Source organism: Canibacter zhuwentaonis (assembly GCF_018531145.1).
Classification (GTDB): domain Bacteria; phylum Actinomycetota; class Actinomycetes; order Actinomycetales; family Microbacteriaceae; genus Canibacter; species Canibacter zhuwentaonis.
In genome coordinates, this window is record NZ_JAHDSZ010000005.1 from 85312 (window position 1) to 108707 (window position 23396).

21 protein-coding genes and 1 pseudogene are annotated in these 23396 nt (G+C 55.7%); 18 read left to right on the forward strand and 4 right to left on the reverse strand.

The genetic code is table 11. From position 1 onward, the window contains the following. Positions 1 to 10: 10 nt before the first annotated feature. The 7 genes from KJY78_RS04195 to KJY78_RS04225 all read left to right on the forward strand — a co-directional run bounded on the left by KJY78_RS04195 (position 11) and on the right by KJY78_RS04225 (position 7460). On the forward strand, positions 11 to 1054 hold the full coding sequence (locus KJY78_RS04195) for a DNA cytosine methyltransferase (protein WP_214337363.1): 1044 nt from the start codon (positions 11 to 13) through the stop codon (positions 1052 to 1054). Continuing rightward, positions 1044 to 2006, forward strand: a complete 963-nt coding sequence (locus KJY78_RS04200) for a HaeIII family restriction endonuclease (protein WP_214337364.1) — start codon at positions 1044 to 1046, stop codon at positions 2004 to 2006. Before KJY78_RS04195 ends, KJY78_RS04200 begins: the two co-directional genes overlap by 11 nt. A gap of 263 nt (positions 2007 to 2269) precedes the next feature. Next, a complete protein-coding gene (gene galU, locus KJY78_RS04205) occupies positions 2270 to 3187 on the forward strand; it encodes a UTP--glucose-1-phosphate uridylyltransferase GalU (RefSeq protein ID WP_214337365.1) in 918 nt (305 codons plus the stop codon). A 304-nt stretch (positions 3188 to 3491) separates the two neighbouring features. Next, complete coding sequence (locus KJY78_RS04210) at positions 3492 to 4433, forward strand: hypothetical protein (protein WP_214337366.1); 942 nt, start codon at positions 3492 to 3494, stop codon at positions 4431 to 4433. 217 nt (positions 4434 to 4650) lie between these two features. Continuing rightward, positions 4651 to 5088 (forward strand): hypothetical protein, encoded by a 438-nt coding sequence (locus KJY78_RS04215; protein WP_214337367.1) that lies wholly within the window; start codon positions 4651 to 4653, stop codon positions 5086 to 5088. Continuing rightward, positions 4998 to 6413, forward strand: a complete 1416-nt coding sequence (locus KJY78_RS04220; RefSeq protein WP_214337368.1) for a hypothetical protein — start codon at positions 4998 to 5000, stop codon at positions 6411 to 6413. Before KJY78_RS04215 ends, KJY78_RS04220 begins: the two co-directional genes overlap by 91 nt. A gap of 3 nt (positions 6414 to 6416) precedes the next feature. Then, positions 6417 to 7460, forward strand: coding sequence for an HAD-IIA family hydrolase (locus KJY78_RS04225; RefSeq protein WP_214337369.1), 1044 nt, complete (start codon positions 6417 to 6419; stop codon positions 7458 to 7460). A gap of 198 nt (positions 7461 to 7658) precedes the next feature. On the opposite strand, the gene KJY78_RS04230 is transcribed toward KJY78_RS04225, so the two are convergent. Next, positions 7659 to 7913 (reverse strand): hypothetical protein, encoded by a 255-nt coding sequence (locus tag KJY78_RS04230; RefSeq protein WP_214337370.1) that lies wholly within the window; start codon positions 7911 to 7913, stop codon positions 7659 to 7661. A 58-nt stretch (positions 7914 to 7971) separates the two neighbouring features. On the opposite strand from KJY78_RS04230, the gene KJY78_RS06725 reads away from it, so the two are divergent. From KJY78_RS06725 to xerD, 7 genes are all read left to right on the forward strand, one after another. Further along, positions 7972 to 8100: a hypothetical protein gene (locus KJY78_RS06725; protein ID WP_284675998.1), complete on the forward strand. Its 129-nt coding sequence runs from the start codon at positions 7972 to 7974 to the stop codon at positions 8098 to 8100. Positions 8101 to 8226: 126 nt separating this feature from the next. Beyond that, positions 8227 to 9228: a TlyA family RNA methyltransferase gene (locus tag KJY78_RS04235; RefSeq protein WP_250544167.1), complete on the forward strand. Its 1002-nt coding sequence runs from the start codon at positions 8227 to 8229 to the stop codon at positions 9226 to 9228. A gap of 9 nt (positions 9229 to 9237) precedes the next feature. Then, positions 9238 to 10152, forward strand: a complete 915-nt coding sequence (locus KJY78_RS04240) for an NAD kinase (protein WP_348771189.1) — start codon at positions 9238 to 9240, stop codon at positions 10150 to 10152. Continuing rightward, positions 10149 to 11852, forward strand: a complete 1704-nt coding sequence (gene recN, locus KJY78_RS04245) for a DNA repair protein RecN (RefSeq protein ID WP_214337371.1) — start codon at positions 10149 to 10151, stop codon at positions 11850 to 11852. Before KJY78_RS04240 ends, recN begins: the two co-directional genes overlap by 4 nt. Positions 11853 to 11880: 28 nt before the next feature. Then, on the forward strand, positions 11881 to 13137 hold the full coding sequence (locus tag KJY78_RS04250; RefSeq protein ID WP_214337372.1) for an AI-2E family transporter: 1257 nt from the start codon (positions 11881 to 11883) through the stop codon (positions 13135 to 13137). Positions 13138 to 13182: 45 nt separating this feature from the next. Then, positions 13183 to 14835, forward strand: coding sequence for a CTP synthase (gene pyrG, locus KJY78_RS04255; RefSeq protein WP_348771190.1), 1653 nt, complete (start codon positions 13183 to 13185; stop codon positions 14833 to 14835). Between the two features lie 7 nt (positions 14836 to 14842). After that, a complete protein-coding gene (gene xerD / locus KJY78_RS04260; protein ID WP_348771191.1) occupies positions 14843 to 15814 on the forward strand; it encodes a site-specific tyrosine recombinase XerD in 972 nt (323 codons plus the stop codon). Positions 15815 to 15818: 4 nt separating this feature from the next. Here the strand turns inward: xerD and KJY78_RS04265 are convergent, their stop codons facing one another. The 3 genes from KJY78_RS04265 to KJY78_RS04275 are packed head-to-tail and all read right to left on the reverse strand — an operon-like array spanning position 15819 to position 19197. After that, positions 15819 to 17165 (reverse strand): hypothetical protein, encoded by a 1347-nt coding sequence (locus KJY78_RS04265; protein ID WP_214337373.1) that lies wholly within the window; start codon positions 17163 to 17165, stop codon positions 15819 to 15821. Further along, complete coding sequence (locus KJY78_RS04270; RefSeq protein WP_214337374.1) at positions 17166 to 17894, reverse strand: TIGR03943 family putative permease subunit; 729 nt, start codon at positions 17892 to 17894, stop codon at positions 17166 to 17168. Beyond that, positions 17887 to 19197, reverse strand: coding sequence for a permease (locus KJY78_RS04275; RefSeq protein WP_214337375.1), 1311 nt, complete (start codon positions 19195 to 19197; stop codon positions 17887 to 17889). The genes KJY78_RS04270 and KJY78_RS04275 overlap by 8 nt, the downstream gene beginning before the upstream one ends. A gap of 98 nt (positions 19198 to 19295) precedes the next feature. Here KJY78_RS04275 and KJY78_RS04280 point away from each other — a divergent pair, with 98 nt between their 5' ends. From KJY78_RS04280 to cmk, 4 genes and pseudogenes are all read left to right on the forward strand, one after another. Further along, positions 19296 to 20147 carry a ParA family protein gene (locus KJY78_RS04280; protein WP_348771192.1) on the forward strand — a complete coding sequence of 284 codons (852 nt, stop codon included), beginning with the start codon at positions 19296 to 19298 and terminating at the stop codon, positions 20145 to 20147. A 127-nt stretch (positions 20148 to 20274) separates the two neighbouring features. Further along, positions 20275 to 21114 (forward strand): annotated as a pseudogene (locus KJY78_RS04285) (pseudouridine synthase); the annotation flags it as partial. A 260-nt stretch (positions 21115 to 21374) separates the two neighbouring features. After that, positions 21375 to 22454 carry a prephenate dehydrogenase gene (locus tag KJY78_RS04290; protein ID WP_348771193.1) on the forward strand — a complete coding sequence of 360 codons (1080 nt, stop codon included), beginning with the start codon at positions 21375 to 21377 and terminating at the stop codon, positions 22452 to 22454. 13 nt (positions 22455 to 22467) lie between these two features. Continuing rightward, positions 22468 to 23208 carry a (d)CMP kinase gene (gene cmk, locus KJY78_RS04295; RefSeq protein WP_214337376.1) on the forward strand — a complete coding sequence of 247 codons (741 nt, stop codon included), beginning with the start codon at positions 22468 to 22470 and terminating at the stop codon, positions 23206 to 23208. The last annotated feature ends 188 nt before the right edge of the window (positions 23209 to 23396 follow it).

The window sequence follows — 23396 nt, forward strand, 5'->3', positions numbered from 1 at the left end:
AGGGCACTAGATGGATATAATCAGCTTGTTTTCTGGAGCTGGCGGGTTAGACCTGGGCTTTGAAAAAGCCGGGTTTAAAGTTGTGGCAGCAAACGAATACGATAAAACCATTTGGGAAACATACGAAAAGAACCACAATGCGAAACTCCTAAAAGGAGATATTTCTAGAATTTCACCGGAGCTATTCCCCGAGTGTGACGGGATTATAGGTGGTCCGCCATGCCAGTCATGGAGCGAAGCCGGTTCGTTAAACGGGATTAACGACCCAAGAGGAAAGCTGTTTTACGAGTATATCCGTATCTTAAAAGATAAACAGCCCAAGTTTTTTCTTGCTGAAAATGTTAAGGGAATGATGTCTAAGCGGCACAGTGAAGCGGTTGAGAACATAATATTGCAGTTTGAAGAAGCTGGCTATGACACCTTCGTTTATTTGCTAAATGCGAGCGATTATGGTGTTCCGCAAGACAGGCAAAGAGTTTTCTATGTTGGGTTTAGCAAGGATCTGCGGGTTAAGTTTGAGCCGCCTAAACCGTATGCGAGCAAACTAACTTTCAAAGACGCTATTTGGGATTTGAAAGACTCTGCTATGCCGGCATTAGCAAGAAACAAAACTAACGGTGACGGTTGTATGATTTTGAATCATGAATATTTCATCGGCGAGCACTCGCCTATTTTTATGAGCCGAAACAGGGTTAGACAGTGGCATGAGCAGGCGTTTACAATTCAGGCCTCGGGGCGGCAGTGCCAGCTGCATCCACAGGCGCCGGTAATGCCTAAAATAGAGAAAAATAAAAACATATTTGAACCTGGGAAAGAGTCGTTGTATAGGCGACTAACCGTGAGAGAATGCGCCAGAGTGCAGGGATTTCCCGATAATTTTAGGTTTTATTATACGAATTTGAACGATGCGTATAAGATGATTGGCAATGCTGTGCCGGTGAATCTTGCGTATGAGATGGCCCGGGCAGTGGCGATTGCGCTGGGTGGCTCAAACGTGAATGACACTTCAGAATCTGATCCTGATCGCGAATTCGCGCTGAGCTATGAGCGGTAAGAGTAATGATCAAGGGCGAGCGTATGAGTTCGCTTATCTGAATATTTTGTTTGAAGAGATATCCAGCACAAGACTTGCGAAGATAGTAAAAAACAGTAGCTACTTTGCGGCAGCAAAGGCGTGGAATACTCTGAGCGACTCTGACAAAGTAATATACAGGACGAGTGCGCTGGCTGGAGCTAGCGTAGTGTTTGACCTTGAACCTCTGATTTTCGAAGGTGACGGCGAGGAGCTTGAGCTGAGAATCCAGCCCGATAGCAAAGGCAAGGATGGTGATGCGCGAGATCTTTTAATTACCAGGAGAGGTGTTGAATGGGAAATAGGTCTTAGCGTTAAGCACAATCATTTTGCTGTTAAACACAGTAGGTTATCGAAGAGTTTAGATTTTGGTGACAAGTGGTACGGAATAAAATGCTCTTGCTCGTATTGGGAAGATGTTTATCCTATATTTGAGTATCTTGACTGCGAAAAACAGAAGGGTTCTAAGTGGAGCGACTTGATAAACAAAGAAGATGAGGTTTATGTTCCGTTGTTGAATGCTTTTAAAGCAGAGGTGGAGCGGCAAAATATCTTGTTCGGAAAAGATATTCCAAAACTTTTGGTTGAGTACTTACTAGGTGGGTTTGATTTTTACAAGGTTATCGGTATGGACCTTAAACGACTGACCAGGGTTCAAAGCTATAACTTAAGAGGGACACTAAATAGAAATGGTAAGACTTCTGGGAAGAGTATTGACCTGCCGGTATCTAAGCTTCCAACAAGAATTATTAGTTTGGAGTATAAGCCTGCTAGTAAAAACACTTTGGAGTTGTACTTTGACGGCGGTTGGCAGTTTAGCTTTAGAATACACAATGCTTCAACTAAGGTGGAGCCGAGTTTGAAATTCGATATTCAAATTGTTGGTATGCCCACAACTTTCATTTCGATAGATCGTAGGTGGTCGGGAGTTTAGCGTTAGCGACAGTGTTAAAGAGCACCCGTTTTAGGCATTTTCACGGCAGCTCTCCTTGATGCTCGTCAAGCTGTGATGCGCGTGATGCTGCGCTGTCGCGTTTTTTGCAAGCTGGGCAGTGAGTCTGGAATACAGGGAAGGCGTAACTGATCGTATTTATAAAATAAATTGTGGCATCTATCTTTTATGGCAGGTGTCACAATTGTATATTCGCGATACTAGAATCTAAGTAAAAATCTAGCAAGTGCGGGTAAAGTTGCGGTATGACTAAAAATGAAACCCTTAATTCCGGTGTGACCAAGGCCGTTATTCCTGCGGCAGGTTTGGGCACTAGATTTTTACCAGCTACTAAAGCAACACCAAAAGAGATGTTGCCGATTGTTGATAAGCCAGCTATCCAGTACGTTGTTGAAGAAGCATCCGCAAGCGGTTTGCAAGATGTGCTCGTAATTATCGGGCGCAACAAAGGTAATATTGTGGATCATTTCGACAGTGTGCCAGAGCTTGAAATCGCGCTCGAAAAAAAAGACGACGCTAATAAACTTGAGCGCGTGCGCGCGGTTAGTGAAATAGCGGATGTGCATATGCTGCGGCAAGGGCAGCCGCTGGGTCTCGGGCACGCGGTTTTGTGCGCGAGACAGCACGTTGGTGACAGTAGCTTTGCGGTGCTCTTAGGTGACGATTTGATTGACGAGCGTGATCCGCTATTGCCGCAGATGATTGCGGAGCACGATAAGCGGCAGGCGACCGTGATTGCGCTTATGGAGGTTCCTGAGGAGAGCATTCACCTTTACGGGTGTGCGGATGTTGAGACTACTGAGGATCCGAGCGTGGTGCGCGTGAAGTCGCTGGTTGAGAAGCCCGATGCTGCGAGTGCGCCCTCTAACCTGGCGGTTATTGGGCGGTATGTTTTGCGTCCGGAGATATTTGAGCTGCTTGAAAAGCAGGGTCCAGGTCGCGGTGGCGAGATTCAGCTGACAGATGCGTTAAACACGCTTGCGGAGAGCGATAGTGACAGTGTCGGACCAGTTTACGGGGTTTTGTTTAAGGGGCGCCGCTACGACACCGGAGACAAAGCTGACTGGATTAAAGCAAATTTGCGCCTTGGTGTGGAAAACGAAGATTTCGGGGCGGAATTAAAAGACTGGATTCGCGATTTCGCGAGCAATCTGGAGAGCTAATTAGAGCGGGCGGTAGCTGGTTCTGCTGCTTTGATAATTGGTGACCGCCTGGTTTGGTGGCAGGCTATCTGCTACTGCTAGCTTAGTGCTATTGCTACGGTTTGGTGTCTGCTGTTATTGGTCGTGACTTGCCGGAGATCTGCCGCCGTCGGGTGGTCGATCCGCTGCCTTGTATCTGGTGATCTGCTGCTGTTGGGTGGTTTATCCACCGTTCCTATGAATTAGCCTGAGTAAACGCTTAGAATTTTGGTGTTTTGGGTGTGTTTTGTGTTTGCACAGAGCCTGCTCATAATACAGTTGGTGCATGGGATTCTTAGGTGGCGGTTTGCTTGTGTTGCTGGCGGTTGTGCTGTGGGGTGCGGTTTTGATTCCGGGTCTTGCGCGAGGGCGCGAAGCAAGCGTTGCTGCCAGAGAAGCCGAGAAGCTGCGGCGCAGCATGGAGCGGCTGGAAACGGTCACGGTTGCGATCGCTGAAGATGAGCGAGTGCAGTCGGCAAAAGAAGCCCTGCACCGCGAGAAGCAGTTGCAGCAGCGCAAACGGGCGGCTCAGGCTCAGCTGCGAGCCGAACAGTTGCGAGCGGATGCGGAGCGTAAGGTCGCCGAAATTAGCGTGAAACAGGCGGCGCGGTTGCGCAGTGCGAAGATCCGCGCGGCTAAAATGCAGGGATTGTTGGTGCGGCGCGTGCGGTTGGTCGTGGCTGCGTTGGGCGCTGCCGGGCTGGTTGCGGTGCTGCTCGGTGTGGGCGTGGCAATTGCGGGCAGCGGATTTTTGGTGGTGGGCATCGGTGCGGGCGTTGCGGTTGTGGCGTTCGGGGTGCTGCTCGCGATTGCTCCGGGGCGAGCCGTGCAGCAGGTTGAGCAGCAGCAAGCGACAACCAAGGTCGCGGTTGAGCAGCAGCTGTTACATGAAACAGTGCCTGTTGCGGTTGTGGATGATTCCGCGGTGAAATACGCGGCAGCACAGAAAGCGGCTGCAGAGCGGATCGCAAAAGCGCGTGCGGAACAATTGGCGCGCGCTAAGAAGCCCGTGCCTAAGGTTAATCAGACAGACTCGATTCTTTTGAAAGAGCGGTCGGAACGGGATTTTCCGCCCGCACGAAGCGCATCAGCGCAGGGCGGAGAGTTGCGCGATTTGCATGGCCACGAGTTGCGTTCCCGGCTGAGTCGAATTGGTGTTGTTGCGGACGGCGAAACTAAAAAAGTTGATCTTGACGCGGCTTTGCGCCGGCGGCGTAACGCGGCATAGGGGGCTTTTGCCGGGTGGGATGCTGGCGCTTTAGGGGGCTGAGCGCGGCGCTAAAGTTAGATAGAATCCTGCCATTTTGGCGGAGTAGAATAATTATTACTGACAGCGCCGGGCTGTATAGTTAATATGATTGGGCAAATGTTTATTGCCGGAGTGAATCGGGAAATAAAAATAGGGATAGTTGGTTTGGCAGAAAACAATAAAAATGCGGATAAGAATGGTCGCGCACGCAGAAGTGAGCGTCAAGACAGAGATTTTGGACGTAAGAATAGCGAATTTGACCGTGCGCGCGGTGCGCGTAGCGGCGGTGACGACAGGCGCGGCGCGCGTAGTGGCGGTTGGCGTGATGATCGGGGGCGTGATGACCGCCGCGGTGACTGGAACGGTGAGCGGCGCGATGACCGCGGGCGTGGTTTCCATGGCGGCGATAACCAGCGCGGTGGTTGGCGTAATGGTCGCGGTGGTGATGAGCGGCGCGGTCGTGAAGGCGGTTTTAGAAGCAATAACCAGCGCGGTGAGCGCAGTGGCGGGCGTGGTTTTGAACGTAGCGGCGAGCGCAGATTTGTGTACAATGATCGCGATTTTCGGCGTAACAGTGGCGGGCGCGATTTTGGACGTGGTGAGCGTGACTTCAAACATGATGATCGTGGTGTGAGCCGCGATAATAGAGGATTCCGAGGCAACGAGCGGCGAGATGATAGTTTCCGACGAGATCGGGGCTTTAATCGGGACGATCGTGGTTTTGGCGGGCGTGACTTTGATCGTGGATACCGTGGTTTTGAGAGGCGTGACCTTGATTTTAGGCGCGACGATAGCGAACGTCGTGATGATCGCGGCTTTAAGCGAAACAATCGAGAACATAATGATCGTGACTTTAAACGCAGAGACGACCGCAGCTTTAAGCGTCGCAACGATCGCGGTGATAGCAGCGGTCGCGGCGTGGGTTCGCGCGACTCTTACGGCAGAGGCGGCACAAGGGGCGCAGGTCGCAGTGATCGCGGCGGCGTTGCACGCGAATTTACCGAAACAGAACGAATCGCGCACGAGCTGCGCCCGGTGCGAGAGCGGCACAATGATCCGCTAATCCCGTCGAGTGTGACCATAAAAGATCTGGCACCTGCGGCACGCAACCAGCTGAAAACGCTTGAAAAAGAAAACGCAGAGCTGGTCGGGCGGCATCTGGCGATGGTTGCTGAGCTGATCGACATTGACCCGGAAACTGCGCACCAGCACGCAATATCGGCGGTGCGGCGCGCGGGCAGAATTCCGGTGGCGCGTGAAACTCTCGCGATGACTGCATACCGGCTGCATGATTTTGCGCTCGCGTTGCGCGAGTTTCACACATATACGCGCCTGAGCGGCGGCTTTGAGCATATCGGCATGATGGTCGATTGTGAGCGCGGGCTGGATCGCCCGGAGCGTGGGGTAGAGCTGGCGGCGATTGTTGACACGGACAAGCTCGGATCTGGTGACAAGGTGCGGCTTGCTATTGCGCTGTCCGGAGCCTACCTGGATATGCAGAAGCCGGATCTGGCGCGCGCCGAGCTTGAAACGCTCGAGTTCAGCAACGAGCGAGCCTATGATTACAGCCCGGAACTGTTTCGCGCGTATGCGTTGGTGCTGGAGGAGACCGGCGAGCCTGTGAAAGCGGCGGAGTGGTTGCGCGACGCGGATCGTGCCGCGGCAGCCCTGGTGGATCATACCGGCGGCGATCAGCTAGTGGTATTTGACTCCATGGCGAGCCGTGAGGAGCTTGAAGAAACGGGTGTTTTAGCGGAACTGCGGGCGGAAGTGGATGCCGTGCGTATGGCTAAAGAAGCCGCAGAAGCGGTCGTTGCTGAGGCAGAGGAAGCAGCCGCTGAGGCGGATACTGCGACGGATGCTGAGCCTGATGAAACTGAGCCTGATGAAACTGAGACTGATGAAGCTGAGACTGTTGCGGTGGATGCTGAGCAAGCTGAGAGCGAAGCGGGGAATTAACAAGTGGCGCTTTTTAGGAAAGCAAAAAATACGCCGCTTGACGGTGTCGAGGCGCTGATTGCTGATCTTGACGGTGTTGTTTATCGCGGGCATCTTGAAATCCCCGGCGCAGTTGTGCACCTTAACCGCGCCGCTGAACGGATGCGGGTGGGGTATCTCACAAACAACGCCGCCCGCACAGACGAGCAGGTCGCGGCGCAACTGACGAGCTTTGGGCTGCGTATCACACCCCAAGACGTTGTCACCAGCCCGCAGGCGGCGGTGCAAATTTTGCGCGACACGGTGCCCGATGGAGCGCTCGTTTTTGTTGTTGGAGGCGAAGGCCTAAGCAATGAACTTGACAAAGCCGGTTACCGGGTGACACGATCCGCCGCAGATAAACCTGACGTGGTCGTGCAGGGCTTCGCACAAGACGTGGGCTGGCGTGAGCTTGCCGAGGCGTCTTTTGCGCTCGCCGAAAAGCCCGGTGAGCCGCTGATTCCGTGGATCGCAACCAACACCGACTGGACAATTCCCGTGCCGCGCGGCACCGCGCCGGGCAATGGCTCGTTGGTTTCTGCCGTGCACAACGCGGTGCAGCGACTGCCGCGGTTTGCCGGCAAACCCGAGCTTGCGATATACCAGACCGCGTTTGCGCGGTTCGGGGTGAAGCCGGGCGCAGCTTTGATGGTCGGCGACAGGCTCGACACCGACATTAAGGGCGCGAAAAATGCGGGCATGAAGGCCCTGCACGTTTTAACGGGAGTGGATCGCCCGAAGCAGCTGCTGGCTGCATCCGCTGATATGCGTCCCGATTATATTGTGGCGGATCTTGGTCAGCTGTACGAGCCGTACCCGGAAACTGTGATTGCGCGTGACAGCGCTGTGCGGGTTGGGGGTGCGAAGGTGAGAGTCACCGGGCAGGATGTGGAGATTCTGCAAGAGGGGTCGAGCCCGCTCGATCTGTTGCGCGCCGGATGCCAGGCGATATACCGTTCGGGGCTTGCTGTTTACGGTTTGCGCGTGCCTGAAATACTGGTTGCAGATTACTGGCGCGCTGCAGAGTAGCGGGTTTGCACGGTTGCGCTGCTGCCTGGTGCGGTTGTATAGGATGGCTGCTTGCAACAGTTGTGTGGCGCGGGTAGGTTGCGCAGCTTGTTGCTGGGTGTTTTCACCGTGGAGTAATTTTTTGCGCGACTAGACTGCTGACTAAATGCCTTCGGCAATGTGAGGCTCTGATCTAGCGCGGTAAACACCGAGGCGTGGTTATTTAAGAGATGTTTTATCGCGTGCTGGAATGAACATGAAAATCAGCATGAATGCGATTATGTCGAGGGCTATTCCGCCGCTGAACATGAGCATTGCGGCGGTGTCGTCGTATGAAAATGCCGCGCTCATTATGTAGAAGCCCGCGACAATCATAGCGATAGACAGGAACGAGAAAAATATTGTGCCAATAGACGGAGCGGGTCGAGAGCTTGGTTGGAAAAGATCGTTATCACGTTTTTGAGCTGCAGACACAGTATCCTCCGTTACAGAATATAGAAATCGAGATTCTATTCAATAATACCAGCTTAAGTTGTTCGCGGCTGCGGCGGGGATTGACACGGCTCGAGGGTGCGCGAATGAGGTTATTGCGGATATCGCGGGTGTTGTGGGAGCTGTAGGAGCTGCGGGAGTTGCGGGAGCTGGTGGTGCGAGCGGATAGCGTCTCCGGTGTGTATTCATGTGCTGGGTGCAGTGCTTGCGGTGGAATTTTAGCCTGTGACAAACTTAATGAACCGGGTGCTGTGGATAAAAATATAGTGTCCTGCCGACTTGGTAGAGTAGCAGCATGAATCAGAAACAGACTTTACCGCGTGCCCGGGCCGCTGCGAGTTGCGCACGCTCGCCCGGGCGGAAGCAAACTCCTGAGTCGGTGGGGCAGCTGATGCCCGTGGATGTTTTTGTTGTTGCGCAAGGGCTGATGCCTACGCAGGGACTAGCGCACGAACCGGCGCAGGAGTCGGTGCGCTGTGCGGTGTGGGGTGATCCGCCACTGCGACTTGATCTTGCGCTCACTGTGCTGGGGTTTGTCAGCACGCGAAACGGCGCGCAAAAACTGATCGCCGCGGAGGCGGTCGCGGTAAACGGCAAAACAATGCAAAAACCGGCGCTTAAAGTGAACCCGGGCGACGCTGTCGAAGTGCTGCATGGCAACTGGTATGTGAGCCGCGCCGCCCACAAGCTCGCCGCAGGATTGCAGGCGTTCGAGGTTAGTGCGGCGGGCAAAATTGCGCTTGATCTGGGCGCTTCAACGGGTGGATTCACACAGGTTCTTTTAGAACATCAGGCGCGCGCGGTGGTTGCGCTCGATGTGGGCAGCGGGCAGCTTGTGCCTGAGTTGCGGGCGGATCCGCGAGTGCATGTGGTGGAAAACTTCAACGCGCGCTATTTAAGCACCGATGCTCTGCGCGAGCTTGTCGGGGCAGAGCTCGCCACCCCCGAGCTGGTTGTTGGCGATCTGTCTTTCATTTCGCTAACGCTTATTTTGCCCGCGATCGCGTCGCTGGCAGCTCCCGGGGCGGATGCTGTGCTGCTGATTAAACCGCAGTTTGAGGTTGGCAGAGAGCGGGTTAAAGGCGGCATTGTGAAATCCGCGCAAAACAGGCTCGACGCGGTAAACCGCGTTTGCGAATGCGCGCTCGAGCACGGCTTGATACCGCGGCAGATTGTGCAGAGTCCGCTCGCGGGAACTCACGGCAATGTTGAATACCTTGTGTATTTTGCGTCCGATACTCAGTATGATCGGGCACAATGGGATAGGCGGCTTAGCGCAGTGGTTACACTGGATTAGGGGGTGTTGGTGAGCGCACATAAATCACGCAAGATACTTGTTATTTCGCATATTGAGCGGGCGGAAGCGATAGCCGCGACCTGTGAGACGGTGAGCGCGCTGGTAGCTCACCATGTTGTGCCCGTGATGGTGGCTGCGGATAGAGATGCTTTTGCGCCGCACATCGCAACCTCGCAGATTGCCGTGCTGGGTGCTGATGTGCAGCTTGCCGAGCTTGAAATTGCGATTGTTTTAGGCGGTGACGGCACTATTTTGCGCGCCGCAGAGCTGGTGCACGATTCGCACTGCCCAGTTGTCGGGGTTAATCTGGGGCACGTTGGGTTTTTGGCGGAAAAAGAACACCGCGATTTAACCGAGACGCTCGAGCTTGTGCTGCAGCGAGACTACAGGGTTGAAAAGCGCAAACTGCTTGAGGTTAAAGTTTTTGACGGGGCGGATGTTGTGCACGAAACATTCGCTGTAAACGAAGCTACCGTTGAAAAAACGGTGCGCATGATTGAGGTTGCGATTGGGGTTGATGACCGTCCGTTATTGGCTTTTGGATGTGACGGGGTTGTTATGGCAACCGCCACGGGCTCTACTGCGTACGCTTTTTCTGCGGGCGGGCCGGTCGTTTGGCCGAGCGTTGACGCGATGCTGCTTGTGCCCATAGCGGCACATGCGCTGTTTAACCGTCCGCTTGTTGTAGGCCCTGAGCAGGTGCTTGAAGCGCAGCTGCTACCAAACACTCTTGCTCCTGCGCAGCTGTGGTGTGACGGCAGGCGCAAATATGAGCTTGTCCCGGGGCAGCGCGTGGCTGTGCGCAGATCCGCTCAAACACTGCAGTTAGCACGCTTACACGAGGGCGTTTTCACAGACCGCTTGGTGAACAAATTCAAGCTTCCGATTGAGAGTTGGCGACAAACAGGACAGGAGCGCGGATGATTTCTGAACTTAATATTAAAGACCTCGGGGTGATTGCAAACAGCACGATTGCGCTGGGTTCGGGTTTTACCGCGATTACCGGCGAAACCGGCGCGGGCAAAACTATGATCGTAACCGCTCTGGGGCTGCTAATGGGGGAGCGCAGTGATGCTGCGCTTGTGCGAGAGGGTGCGTCGCAGGCGCGGATAACCGGCATAATAGAGACAGTCAAGTCGCAAGTTTTAGATATTGTTGACGAGGTTGGCGGCGAAACCGAAGAGGGGGAGCTGCTAATCACCCGCACTGTAAACGTGGATAGCGTAAGCCGTGCGGGAGTTGGCGGGGCGCGATGTCCTGTGCGAGTGCTGAGCAGGCTCGCATCTGAGATATTCTGCGTGCACGGGCAGAATGATCAGCTGCGGTTAAGAACCCAGCACGAGCAGCGTGAAACCCTTGACCGGTTTGGGGGCGCGGCGGTATCCGCCGCCCGCGCTGCTTATGAGAGCGTGTACACGCGACGGCTTGAGCTGGAGCGCGAGCACACTAACATCACCGAAAACAGGGAGCAACGGCGGCAACAGGCTGAGCAGCTGCGGCGCGCTGTTGAAGATATTAGTCTGGTTGATCCGCAGCCTGATGAAATTGAGCTGTTGCGTGCGCGGATAGAGAAACTTGGCAATTTAGAGTCTTTGCGGGCAAATCTCGCGCGGGCGGTAAATGTGCTCGCCGCTGAGGGAAGTGACGCGACACAGTGTGACGCGCAGATGCTGATAGGGCAGGCCGCGCAGGCCGCGCAGGATGCGGCGAGCGTTGATAAAACCCTGAGCGACGCTGTCGAGCAGCTGCAGGATATTGCAACGCGCCTGCAGGATGTCACAGCGGATCTTGTGCGCTACAGCGACGATCTTGAAGGCGGCAGCGAAGCGGAACTCGAGCAGGCGCAACAGCGGATTGCAGAGCTAACCCGGCTCGAACGCGTCTACGGAACATCACTGCAGGGCTTGTGGGAGTATCACGATATTGCAGCCGAGCGCCTCAGCGTGTTTAGCGATGACGACACCCGGCTGCAGGAAATTACGGCAGAGCTAGAAGAGCTGCGTAGCAGGCAAACAGAGGCGGCAGCAAAGCTCACTGAGCTGCGGCAGGCGGCGGCAGCTGTGCTGGGAGAGCGTGTTACCGCCGAGCTTGCGGCGTTGGCGCTTTCTGACAGCAGCTTTCTAGTTGAGATCAGATCGCAAGAGCCGACGATTACAGGAGCGGATGAGATCGCGTTTATGCTGATTCCGTACACGGGAGCTGCGCCGAAACCGCTTTCAAAAACCGCGTCGGGTGGTGAGCTATCACGAATTATGCTCGCGCTTGAGGTTGTGCTCGCCGGAAGCGATCCGGTGCCGACCTTTGTTTTTGACGAAATCGATGCGGGAATTGGTGGCGCGGCGGCTATTGAAGTTGGTAAAAGGCTTGCCAAGCTGGCGCAGAGCGCGCAGGTTATTGTGGTCACCCACCTGGCGCAGGTTGCGGCTTTTGCGGATAACCACCTGAGCATTACCAAAGACGCGAGCGGCGGATTCACGCAGTCGAGTTGTAAACAGCTCAGCGGGGATGCGCGCCTGGCTGAAACCGCGCGGCTGTTGTCTGGGCTGAGTGACTCTGAGAGCGCTCTGCAACACGCCGCCGAACTTGTTGCAATGGGAAGGGCTGAACTTAAAAATTACCGCTAGTTAAATGGTGGGATAATGTTAAAATAACATGATGTTTGGAAAAATATTTCGCACAGTCGGTGCAAATCTTAATAGCAGTTCTAAACTAACGGAGAGCGAGCTTGCTGAACACCCGGATATTAAACGGGTCGATATGTCGCGCCTTGACAGTGATACACGTGAAATGTATCGCGAAGCGCGCGATCTATCAGAAGAACACTCTGAACTGATTGCCAAATACGGCGACGGCAGCAGCAGTGTTAAAGTTCGTAACCCCTTCAAAATCGGTCTAATAGCCGCTATGGGCGTTTTGGTAACGCTCGCAGCGTCATCACTTTTGCAGCAGGCCAGCAGTGTTATCGTTTACGTTGTTGGTGCCTTGTTTATTGCGCTGGGGCTTGATCCGCTGGTGCGAATGCTGGAGCGTCGCGGTGTGAAGCGCGGTCTCGGCGTAGCGATTGTGTTCCTGGGGCTTTTTGCTATTATCGGTGGTATTTTTGCGATTGTGATCCCGGTTATTATTAAAGAGGTTAGTAACCTGGTCGAGCAGGCACCAACCTACTACAACAACCTGGTGCGCGAGTCGTGGTTTATGAACCTTGATCGCGCTGCTAGTAAGTTCTTCGACCTTGAAGAGATTGTTGGAATGGGTCGCGACTACATCGCAAACCCTGGCAATATCAGCTCTTTTGCGAACGGTGCTTTGCAGGTTGGTCTGGGTATCGCATCCGCTATCACCGCAACTATGATTGTGCTGATTTTGAGCCTTTACTTTCTGGCTTCTATGCGCAGCATTAAGCGCGGATTCTACTCGCTAGTGCCAAAAACCAGCCGCGCGCGTGTTATCGACATCACCGAGCAGGTTTCCGACTCGGTTGGTGGATATATCGCAGGTCAGGCAACAATTGCGTTCACCAACGCGGTGCTCGGCTTCATTATGATGACGATTGTTGGTGTGCCGTTTGCGGTGCTCGTTGCAGTTGGCGTGTTCTTCCTGGCGCTAATCCCGCTCGTTGGTGCGCTTACCGCAACCGTGCTGGTGGTTATTGTGGCGTTCTTCAACTCGCCTATGACCGCGCTAATTGCCGGAGTCTACTACCTGATTTATATGCAGCTTGAGGCATACGTACTCACGCCGCGCATTATGAATAAGGCGGTTGATATTCCGGGCGCAATGGTTGTTGTTGGTGTGCTCACCGGCGGCACCCTGTTCGGTGTGCTGGGCGCGCTGATGGCCATCCCTGTGACCGCGAGCATTATGATGATCGTGAAACAGGTTTGGATTCCGATTCAAGACAAGCGCTAGCGTGCAAAATAGGCGACCAGACTGGCGGTGGTATAATTGAAACCCGTGAGCTCAAGAAAAATTACAAAACACATTTTTGTTACGGGTGGCGTTGTTTCATCGCTTGGCAAAGGGCTTACCGCCGCCAGTCTTGGTAATCTATTAACCGCGCGCGGTTTGCGCGTGGTGATGCAAAAACTAGATCCGTATTTAAACGTTGATCCGGGCACTATGAACCCGTTCCAGCACGGTGAAGTGTTTATAACTAACGACGGAGCTGAAACCGACCTTGACATTGGTCACTACGAGCGTTTCCTTGGTATTGATTTAAGCGGCGCAGCAAATGTCACAACCGGACAGGTTTATTCTGATGTAATCGCGGCAGAGCGCCGCGGTGACTATCTCGGGCAGACAGTGCAGGTTATTCCGCACATTACAAACGAGATTAAACGCAGAATGCGGCTACAGGCGCAAGAGCGTCCGCAGCCCGACGTTATTATCACCGAAATCGGCGGCACCGTTGGTGATATTGAGTCACAGCCTTTTCTCGAGTCGGCACGTCAGGTGCGGCACGAGCTGGGGCGTAACAACGTAATTTTTGTGCACGTTTCGCTGGTGCCTTTTATGGGCGCATCGGGCGAGCAGAAAACAAAACCAACACAGCATTCTGTTGTTGCGCTGCGCTCTATCGGTATTCAGCCTGACGCGCTCGTGCTGCGCAGTGATCGCCCTGTTACAGAAGAAAACTTAAGCAAAATCGCGCTCATGTGCAACGTTGAGCAGAACGCGGTTGTAAACGCAATCGATGTGAGCAGTATTTATGATCTGCCACGGTTGCTTAACGAACAGGGGCTTGACGCAACAATTATTAATCACCTGCAGCTTGCTGATGCTGCGAGTGAAGTTGACTGGAGCAGATGGCAGCCGGTGCTCGACTCGGTGCACAATCCGCGCCACGAGGTGACAATTGCGTTGATCGGCAAATACATTGACCTGCCAGATGCCTACATCTCGGTAACGGAGGCACTGCGGGCGGGCGGTTTCGCGCACGGCTCCAATGTCAATATTAAATGGGTTGTGTCAGATGACTGCGAAACGCAAGAACAGGCGGCAAAACAGCTTGCAGACGTTGATGCAATATGTGTTCCGGGAGGTTTCGGAGCGCGCGGTGTTGAGGGTAAAATCGGGGCGTTACAGTACGCGCGCGAAAATAAAATCCCAACTCTCGGGCTGTGCCTTGGAATGCAGCTGATGGTTATTGAATACGCCCGTCACATGGCATATCTACCGGCAGCATCTTCAACAGAGTTTGACGAAAAAACACCCGTGCCGGTTATTGCAACAATGGCCGAACAGGTTGATATTCTTGACGGCGGTAACCTCGGTGGCACAATGCGTCTGGGGCTGTACAAAGCAAAGTTCGAGCCGGGAACTCTGGCCGCGCAGCTGTATGGTACCCTATCCGCTGCAGAAAGACACCGTCACAGGTACGAGGTTAACAACAAGTACCGCCAGCAGATAGCTGACGCCGGGCTTGTTTTTTCTGGCACCAGCCCAGACGGCAAACTCATGGAGTATGCCGAACTGCCGCAAAACGTGCACCCGTTCTACATCGCAACGCAGGCACACCCGGAGCTGCGTTCCCGCCCGAGCGACCCGCATCCGCTATTTGCAGGGCTTGTGGCGGCCGCAATAGAGCGTAACTCCGCCGCAAAATAGGCGAACGGTGGCAGAGCTGGCGGATCATAAGATAACCTCAACAACGGCGCGGGCACTTAAAAAGTTTCTGCAGTATCTTGAATTTGAGCGCGGTTTAAGTGAAAACACTCAGCTCGCGTACCGGCAGGACATTAATATTTATGCCAAGTTTTTAGCGACCCGGCAAATTGCCGAGATAACCACGGTTACGCGCCAAAATATCACTGATTTTGTACAGTTTTTAAGCGAGTCGGGCGCCAGCCGCACGAGCATTGCCAGGCGAATTGCGGCGGTGCGTCTGCTGCACGAGTATTTACAGCAGGCGGGGTTGAGCGCCGGCAATCCGGCGGATCTTATAAAACCCCCAAAACAGCGGCAGTATCTGCCACGGGTGCTAGCTATTTCCGAGGTTACCGCGCTCTTAGACGCGGTCGGGGCGGATGCGCCTGACGCAACCCCTCTGCAATTGCGGGATAGGGCGCTGCTTGAGCTGCTGTACGCGAGCGGAATGCGGGTTTCTGAGGCGGTTAAAATTGACATGGACGATCTCTACGACAGCGCCGGACAGGTGGCAGAGCCGCTGCGCGCGGGCGGGTTTATCCGCGTGCGAGGCAAAGGTGGTAAGCAGCGGCTGGTGCCGTTTGGGCGTTACGCGGGGGAGGCGCTAGAGCGCTACCTGGTGCGCGCCCGTCCGGGGTATGCTGCCCTGGGAAAGGAATCCGCCGCGCTTTTTCTCGGACCGCGCGGGGCGCGTGTGAGCCGCCAAACCGCTTGGCTGGTGATTAAGGCCGCTGCCCAGCGTGCGAAAATAACCGCAGAGGTGTCGCCGCACACGCTCCGGCATTCTTTTGCAACGCACCTGTTGAACGGGGGAGCGGACGTGCGCAGCGTGCAAGAGCTGCTCGGGCACGCATCCGTTGTCACAACCCAGATTTACACGCACGTTACCTCTAACGTGCTGCGCGAGCACTACATGAGCGCGCATCCGCGGGCTAAATAGGGGGTTAGCGGCACCAGTCGGCAGTTACGCCAGGCGCACTAAAAAGTGTTTTGCCCGTGGCTAGCTCGATCACGCTCAGCTGTGATTGGGAGTTGGCGGCAGTTACGCGGGCGAGCGCAAACTGCTCGTTTGCGCTCACACAAACACCGGTTATTTTACTGCTTTCGGCCGCCGGTTCATACAGTGAAGCGCCGTTATATAACAGGCTATTATCCCGGATGCTGAGCACGCCATCAAAAACGGTTTTGGAGGTGGGCAAAGGGAACATTACATCCGCTACGCTTTCTGGCTGCTCGGTGAACATTTCTGCCGTATTCATTTTTGCCAGTAATTGTGCGACCTGCTCCGCGCTTATTTGGGTGGCGGCACCGTTTAACGGCACACGATAGTAGCTGCCCGACTCGGTTTGTAGCACTGCCTCACTGCTGCCCGGAATAAAAGCCCAGGCGGTTACGGCGAGTTCGTTGCCCGCTTCGTCGCGCACACTGCGCACCGTGTCGGGATCTATTTTGCTAACTGGGTACAGGTGTAAATTATCGCTGACTCCGTTGAAAAACTTGATTCCCAGCAGCGCCCCGTCGTCGCTAAACGCGAGGGCACGGCGCTGCTGCGTGGGAGTTTGGGGGATTATTGTCTGCTCTGCGGGGATGTGCGCGGCGCGCTCTGGGGTGCGACCTGCCGGATTGTCAGTGGCAGCAGCTGCCGCACCGTCTGCGCGAGCGGTCGCACTGCCTATCCGCTGCACAAGAAAATCCATTGCCCGCGCGTTGTTCTGCTTCGTGACCGCTAGCCAGTCGCCACCGCGCGCAAAATCCGTTATCCGTGCGCCCTCAAAAAGCTCGATGCCGCTCGCCGTGCTGTTGCCGTTTTTGGGGTTGGTAATTGATCCGCTCGCTGCCACGCGGTAGGCAATTATTTTGTCCTGCGCGGTTGTTTGTGTTTCGGCGGGGCGCGGCTTCAAAACCGTCAGATCCAGCGGATCGGTCGTAAACTCGCCAGTAATCGCGCGGCTCGTGCCGGTTGTTGCGGATGTAACAGCGGTTTCGGCCCGATATGTGACACCCGCCAACAGAGGTCTGGCGAAAGTTAAGATTAGTTTATTTTCTGTCACCGAGGCGGTTATATCGGCGGCGGGTGTGAGCTTGATCTCACCGAGATTATCGGCGTTAATACTCTGGTTGAAGGCGAGCGCAACGCGCTGTTGCGGCAGGGCGGTTGCGAGGTTTGAGTTGAGTGTGATTTCTCGCAGTTTTGGACCCGACTGCAGGCTCACAAGTGCCAGCGCAATAACCGTGAACAGCAGAACCAAAACTACCGCACCCGAGGTGATTTGAAAAGTTCTGTCGCGCACCTAGTTCACCGCCAAATACGGGTTTTGCGGCGCTTGCACAGGCTCAATGCTGGTGCTGTGCAGCAGCGTTGTAGTTAGCGCGGTCGCGTTCGGGTTGTTGATAAAAAATCCGGTCACTCGCACCCACTGCCCGGGTTGGTAGGTCGTCTGCCAGTTGGGCATATAGACGGGCACGCTCAGAGCCTGCGCGTCAACAACGCAACAGGTTACAGAATACCTGCTCACGCGCATAATTTGCGGATTACGATCGTCGGCGGCGACAAATCCGGTCACATCGACTGCCTGCCCTGAGAGCTCGCTCGCCGCGATGCCGCCAGCGAGCGTGTTTGCCCAGTCGGCAATGCTACGACTGGCGCTGTCGCCGTTTGCGGAGGAAATGGCGGATGATTTGCCCGCAGCGCCGATTTTGGTGCCGGTGCTGGCGCGTTCTGCGGAGAGTGACGCCGGAGGTAACAGCACGAGCGGAATTAAGATTAGTGCCGCGATAACGCCAGCTACGCGACCGAGGAGGCTGCGCGGCGGGCTGGTTGTGATGCCGTCGCAGGTAGCGATCCGCGCAAACTCGCTGCCGAGCATAATTAACAGTGCGATAATTGCGGCAAGCAGCGTGAAAACGGTGTAGCGCGGATGCACGTAAAGGGTTAGTTTGCCCGTGACGATAAGCGCGAGAGCGCAGATGCACGCTGCCAGCGCGAGTAGTTTACCGAGTAATTGTGGTTTCTTAAACAATTAGGTTCACCGCCAATCCGATCGTAACGGTCGCCAGCAGGGCGAGCGCCGTTATTAGCAGCAGCGTTTTAACAGCGAATGTTGTGCGCAACAGTAGCAGCATTTTAATGTCGATAATCGCGCCGAAAATTAAGAACGCCGCGATCGAGCCGGGCAAAAATGTGCCGCTAAAACTGAGCATAAAAAACGCGTCAACGGTTGAGCAGATTGAAACCACGGCCGCCAGTCCGGTGAGCGCGAGCACGCTAAACAGCGGATGCTGCCCCAGCGACGTGAGCAGCTCCGCGGGGGACGCAGTTTGCAGCAGCCCCGCCAAAATACTGCCGAGTGCGAGCGCGGGCATCAGCAGCGTGAGTTCGGCCGTGAAACTCGTCATGGCGCGGTGATATTTCGGGGCGGATGCGCTGGCGCAAGTGTCGTGCTGGTGTGCGTGTGCGATGTTGTCGTATTCGTGCGTTGTGCTGTTAAGTGTTGCGCTGATGCCGGATGCCGAGGTGCCAGGCGTCGCAGTGTGAGCGCGCATAGTGCCTGAAATTACTGCGCTGCCAGCAGCACCCACAGGCTCTGAATTTGCTAGATCCTCAGCAAACCCGGGGTGCAGCAGCGCTTTTTGATCAGAGTGCTTAGAGAACACGTAGCCGATTAAATTGGCGATAATAAATCCGCCGGCAATGCGTGCAACTAAAATACCATCTTGCCAGCCGAAAGCGAAGTATGTTGTCGCAATTGTGACGGGGTTTAAGAGCGGAGCCGCCAGCACAAAGGTTATTGCCTCCGCCGAGGTGAGTCCGCGTTTTAGCAGACCTCTGCCAAGCGGCACGTTGCCGCACTCGCACACGGGCATAAGAACCCCCAGCAGCGAGAGAACCGCGCGGCGCATAAAACTGTTGCGCGGCAGAACTTTTAAGAGAATCTGCTGCGGCACCCAGAATTGCACAGCAACCGCGATTAGTGTGCCGAGCACAACGAACGGGAAAGCCTCAATAAATACGCTAACGGCGAGAGTTCCCGCGTCGCGAAACTGCCACGGCACGAGCTCTGCGGGTAGCAAGGTTGTGAGCAGGCGCAGCAGGGCGATTATTGCAACCGTGGCGCAAACAGCTTTTATGGCGGATTGGTAACCGCGCCCGCGCCTGTGCTTAGACGCGTACTCGTGGCTGTGTTCGTGTTTGGAATCGCGTTCTTGCTCAGAACAGCGGATGCGCCCGTGGCTGTGCCCGCACTCACGCTCACGCTCACGTTCGCATTCACTCCCGCGACTGTTGCCGGTGGTGTGCTGACGGGATGCGGGCGCTGTGGACATACCAGATACTTTACTCGTTGTCGGTTAGAAGAAATTGAGAAGCGATACGGGTTTAAGCGGTATTATTGCAGGTGATTATATCCGGAAAGGATTCTTTAGTGGCAGAACCAAAAAAAAGCGCTGCCGCCAGGTGTGGTACAAAAACATTTGCGGCTCCGGCTAAACCAACAACTCACGGGCCGGCGCGCATTATTTCGATGTGCAACCAGAAAGGCGGGGTTGGTAAAACAACAACCTCAATTAACCTTGGTGCGGCGCTGGCAAGCTATGGGCGGCGCGTGCTCGCGGTGGATTTCGATCCGCAAGGAGGGCTTTCTGCCGGGCTGGGCGTGAAGACTTATGACGTGCCCACAATCTACGAGCTGATGATGGGTGCGATCAAAGACCCGCGCGAGGCGATTGTGTGCACGAGCACACCCGGGCTTGACGTGATTCCCGCTAATATTGACCTGTCTGCTGCCGAAATTCACCTGATTAACGAGGTTGCGCGCGAGCAGATTCTCGCGGGTATTCTGCGCAAAGTTGTTAACGAGTATGACGTAATTATTGTTGACTGCCAGCCCTCGCTGGGGCTGCTCGCGGTTAACGCGCTGACTGCGAGTCACGGGGTGCTGATTCCGCTGCCGTGTGAGTTTCTGCCGTTGCGCGGGGTTGCGCTGCTGATTGAAACGATCGAAAAAATAAAAGACAGAATTAATCCGCAGCTCACGCTCGACGGGCTTATTATTACGATGTACGACTCGCGCACGCTGCACACCCGAGAAGTTTTGGAGCGACTCAAAGAGAACTTCGGCGACAAGGTTTTTGACTCGGTAATTGCGCGCACTGTGCGGATTCCGGACGCCTCTGTTGCGGGCAAGCCCATTGTTGTATACGCGCCCACCAATGCGGCGGCAGAAGCGCATATGCGCCTGGCGCGTGAGCTGGTTGCGCGCGGAATTGTTGCGTAACTGGTCGCCCGCGGTTGATTTTTGCGCTAGTTTTAGAGGTTTACGAGGTTAGAGGAAATAGTTTTTGAGCAGTTCTAAAAAGGCAGCACCGGTTATTGTTGAGCTCAGCGCCGCTGAACTTGACAATATGCCAGGGCACGGTGACGCTGGCGATTTGAGCCGCGCCGTCAGCAGTGCGGGGCGAAGCGGTGTTTCTGATCTCGTCGGTGTCGGTGCCGCTGCAGATCAGGGCGGTGGTTTGACAGCGAGCGAGGGCGTCCGCTTACAAAAAGCACTTGCGGGAGCGGGGGTTGCTTCGCGCCGCGCGTGCGAAAGCTTGATTGTCCGGGGCAAAGTGCGCGTAAACGGTGAAATCGTGTGCGAACTCGGCACTAGAATTAACCCTGCGCAAGATGAAATCAGAGTTAACGGCATTATCGTGCAGCTTGATGTAACAAAACGATATTTTATTCTCAACAAGCCGCGCGGTATTGTTGCAACAATGGCAGACGAGCAGGGACGCCCGGATCTAACCGAGTTCACCGCAGCTTTTGAAGAGCGGATATACAACGTGGGCAGGCTCGACACCGACACCTCCGGACTGTTGATTCTCACAAACGACGGCGAACTTGCGCACGCGCTCGCGCATCCGCGATTTGGCGTGGAAAAAACCTATGTTGCAAAAGTGCGCGGCAGGGTTGCTCCGGCAACCGTGCAGCTGTTAAAATCGGGAATTGAGCTTGCAGACGGCGAAATAGCAGCTGATAGTGCGAAAGTTTTGCCGGGCTTAACAAGTGATTACTCGCTGCTTGAAATAACCTTGCACTCGGGGCGCAACAGGATTGTGCGCAGAATGCTCGCCGCAGTGGGGCATCCCGTTGTGGAGCTGGTTCGCAGGCAATTTGGTCCGCTGCACCTTGGCAACCTCGCAATCGGGCAAATGCGCGAGCTGAGTGAGGCTGAGCGGGGTGTGCTGCTAACACTTGCCGCGGGCAGTGTTAAAGGCGCTCCGAAGCGCAAAATCAGCGCGGGCAGACCGGGTGACGGCGTGGGCGCGGGGTGTGTCCGTGCGGGTAGGCAGGGCGGCGGATCTCGCGCGAGCCGGCAGCACGGTGGCGCGGATCGGCCCCGCACAGGGGGTAGGAGCGGCGGTGCCCGCATAAGAAGTCAGCACAACAGCGCTCGCGCAGGCGGTAAAAATAGCGGCGCTCGTGCAAGCGGAAAACCAGCTGACGGAGGTAACAGATCGTGAACAAGCAGTTTTCCGGGGTTGTGCACATTGTTGGCGCGGGGCTTTTGGGTGCGAGCATCGGGCTGGCACTCACAGTAAAAAACACTAGGGTAACGCTCGCCGACGTATCGCCAACAGCACTCGCGCTGGCTGCAGATTACGGCGCGGGCACGCCGCGGCGGGATGGCGATCCGCTACCACAGCTGGTGGTTGTCGCAACCCCGCCAGAGTACACCGCAGAGGCGGTGCTGGTCGCGCTGCGCGAGTTTCCCGAGGCGATTGTGAGCGATGTTGCGAGTGTGAAGCAGCTGCCGCTTGCGCAGTTGCGTGCTGCGGGAGCCGATCTTGCACGGTATATCGGCTCGCATCCGATGGCAGGGCGGGAGCGGGGCGGGGCGATCCGCGCCCGGGCCGATTTATTTACGGCGCGCCCTTGGGTTGTTTGCGCGCACGAGCTGGCTGCTGCGAGCGCACTGCGGCTCGTTGAATCGCTGGCGTTAACGCTCGGCGCGGTGCCTGTGCGGTGGGATCCGGCAGCTCACGACAGCGCGGTCGCCGCGGTGTCGCACCTGCCGCAGATTATAGCGAGCCTAACCGCGGCGCAGCTTTTGGATGTGCCGCGCGAAAATTTGCAGCTGGCAGGGCAGGGCTTGCGTGATACTGTGCGGATCGCGAGCGGGGATCCGCTTTTGTGGACACAGATTTTAACCGCCAACAGCGAGCCTATTGTGGCGCTGCTGGAGGGCGTGCAGCGTGATTTGGCGGGGCTTCTGGACGCGTTGCGTGATCCTGAAGCGCGCGGGGCGCGGCGGCAAATTGCAACCCTGCTTGCCGCGGGTGGCGACGGGGCGAGCAGAATCCCGGGCAAACACGGCACCAGTAACACTTTTGAGCAGCTCACCGTGATTATAGACGACCGCCCGGGCCAGCTGGCGCAGCTTTTCACCGATCTCGAGGAGCTAGAAATCAACATGGAGGATATGCGGCTCGAGCACTCGCCGGGCGCGCAAATCGGGTTTATTGAAATTTGTGTGCTGCCGGAGGCTAAAGAGCGCGCGGTTGCGGGGCTCACTGAGAGATCCTGGCGGATCGTATAGGCGGGAAAAATAGATGACAGACCGCATTAACGAAAAAAATACCGCGCAAAACGCCGCAAAACCGGAGCTAAAAAAGCTTGCACCGGGAGCAGAGACTGTGCTGGTGGCAATTGACGGACCCGCGGGGAGCGGTAAATCTAGCGTGGCTAAGGCATCCGCTGTCCTGCTCGGATACGGCACACTCGACACCGGAGCTGCCTACCGCGCGCTCACCCTGCATTTAATGCAACAGGGCGTTGATGCCGTGTGCGAAGCGGCGGTGCTGGAGGCGCTCGCTGCGGTCGAGATTGACCTGCCGTTTGCCGCCACCTACCCTGTGCGGCTCAACGGCACTGACGTGAGCGCGCAAATTCGCACCGCCGAGGTGACCTCGCGGGTGTCTAAAATAACAGGATATGCGAGCGTGCGCGCGGCGCTTAACGAGCGGTTCCGGCGGCGGGTGGCGACTAGCCAGATCGCCGGGGTTGTTATAGAGGGGCGTGATATTACGAGCGTTGTCGCGCCCGATGCACCGGTGCGTATTATTTTAACGGCGGATGCGGCTGTGCGCGCGGCGCGGCGCCAGGGCGAACTGTCGCACTTGTCGGTTGCGCAGGTGCAAGCGGATCTGCTTGTGCGCGATGCGAAAGATATGCAGAACGTGGATTTTATGAATCCGCTGCCCGGGGTAGAGCTGATTGACACGAGCGAAATGAACTTTGCGCAGGCAGTCGCAGCGGTTGTGCAGTGCGTGCGAGCTAAGCTTGCGGGCTAGTGCGGGGTGGCGCGAATAGCGCGCGAGAGCGCGTGCCGAGACGTGTTTGTTTGACTGTGTGCGAGCGTGTGGGAGCTTTGAGCTGTGCGCACCTGCGGGCGCACCTGCGCGGCGATTGGTTGAGCGTGGCGAGCATACGGGCGCGGGCGAGCGCTCAAACAGTTCGCGGTAGAATCTATAGCAGTTTT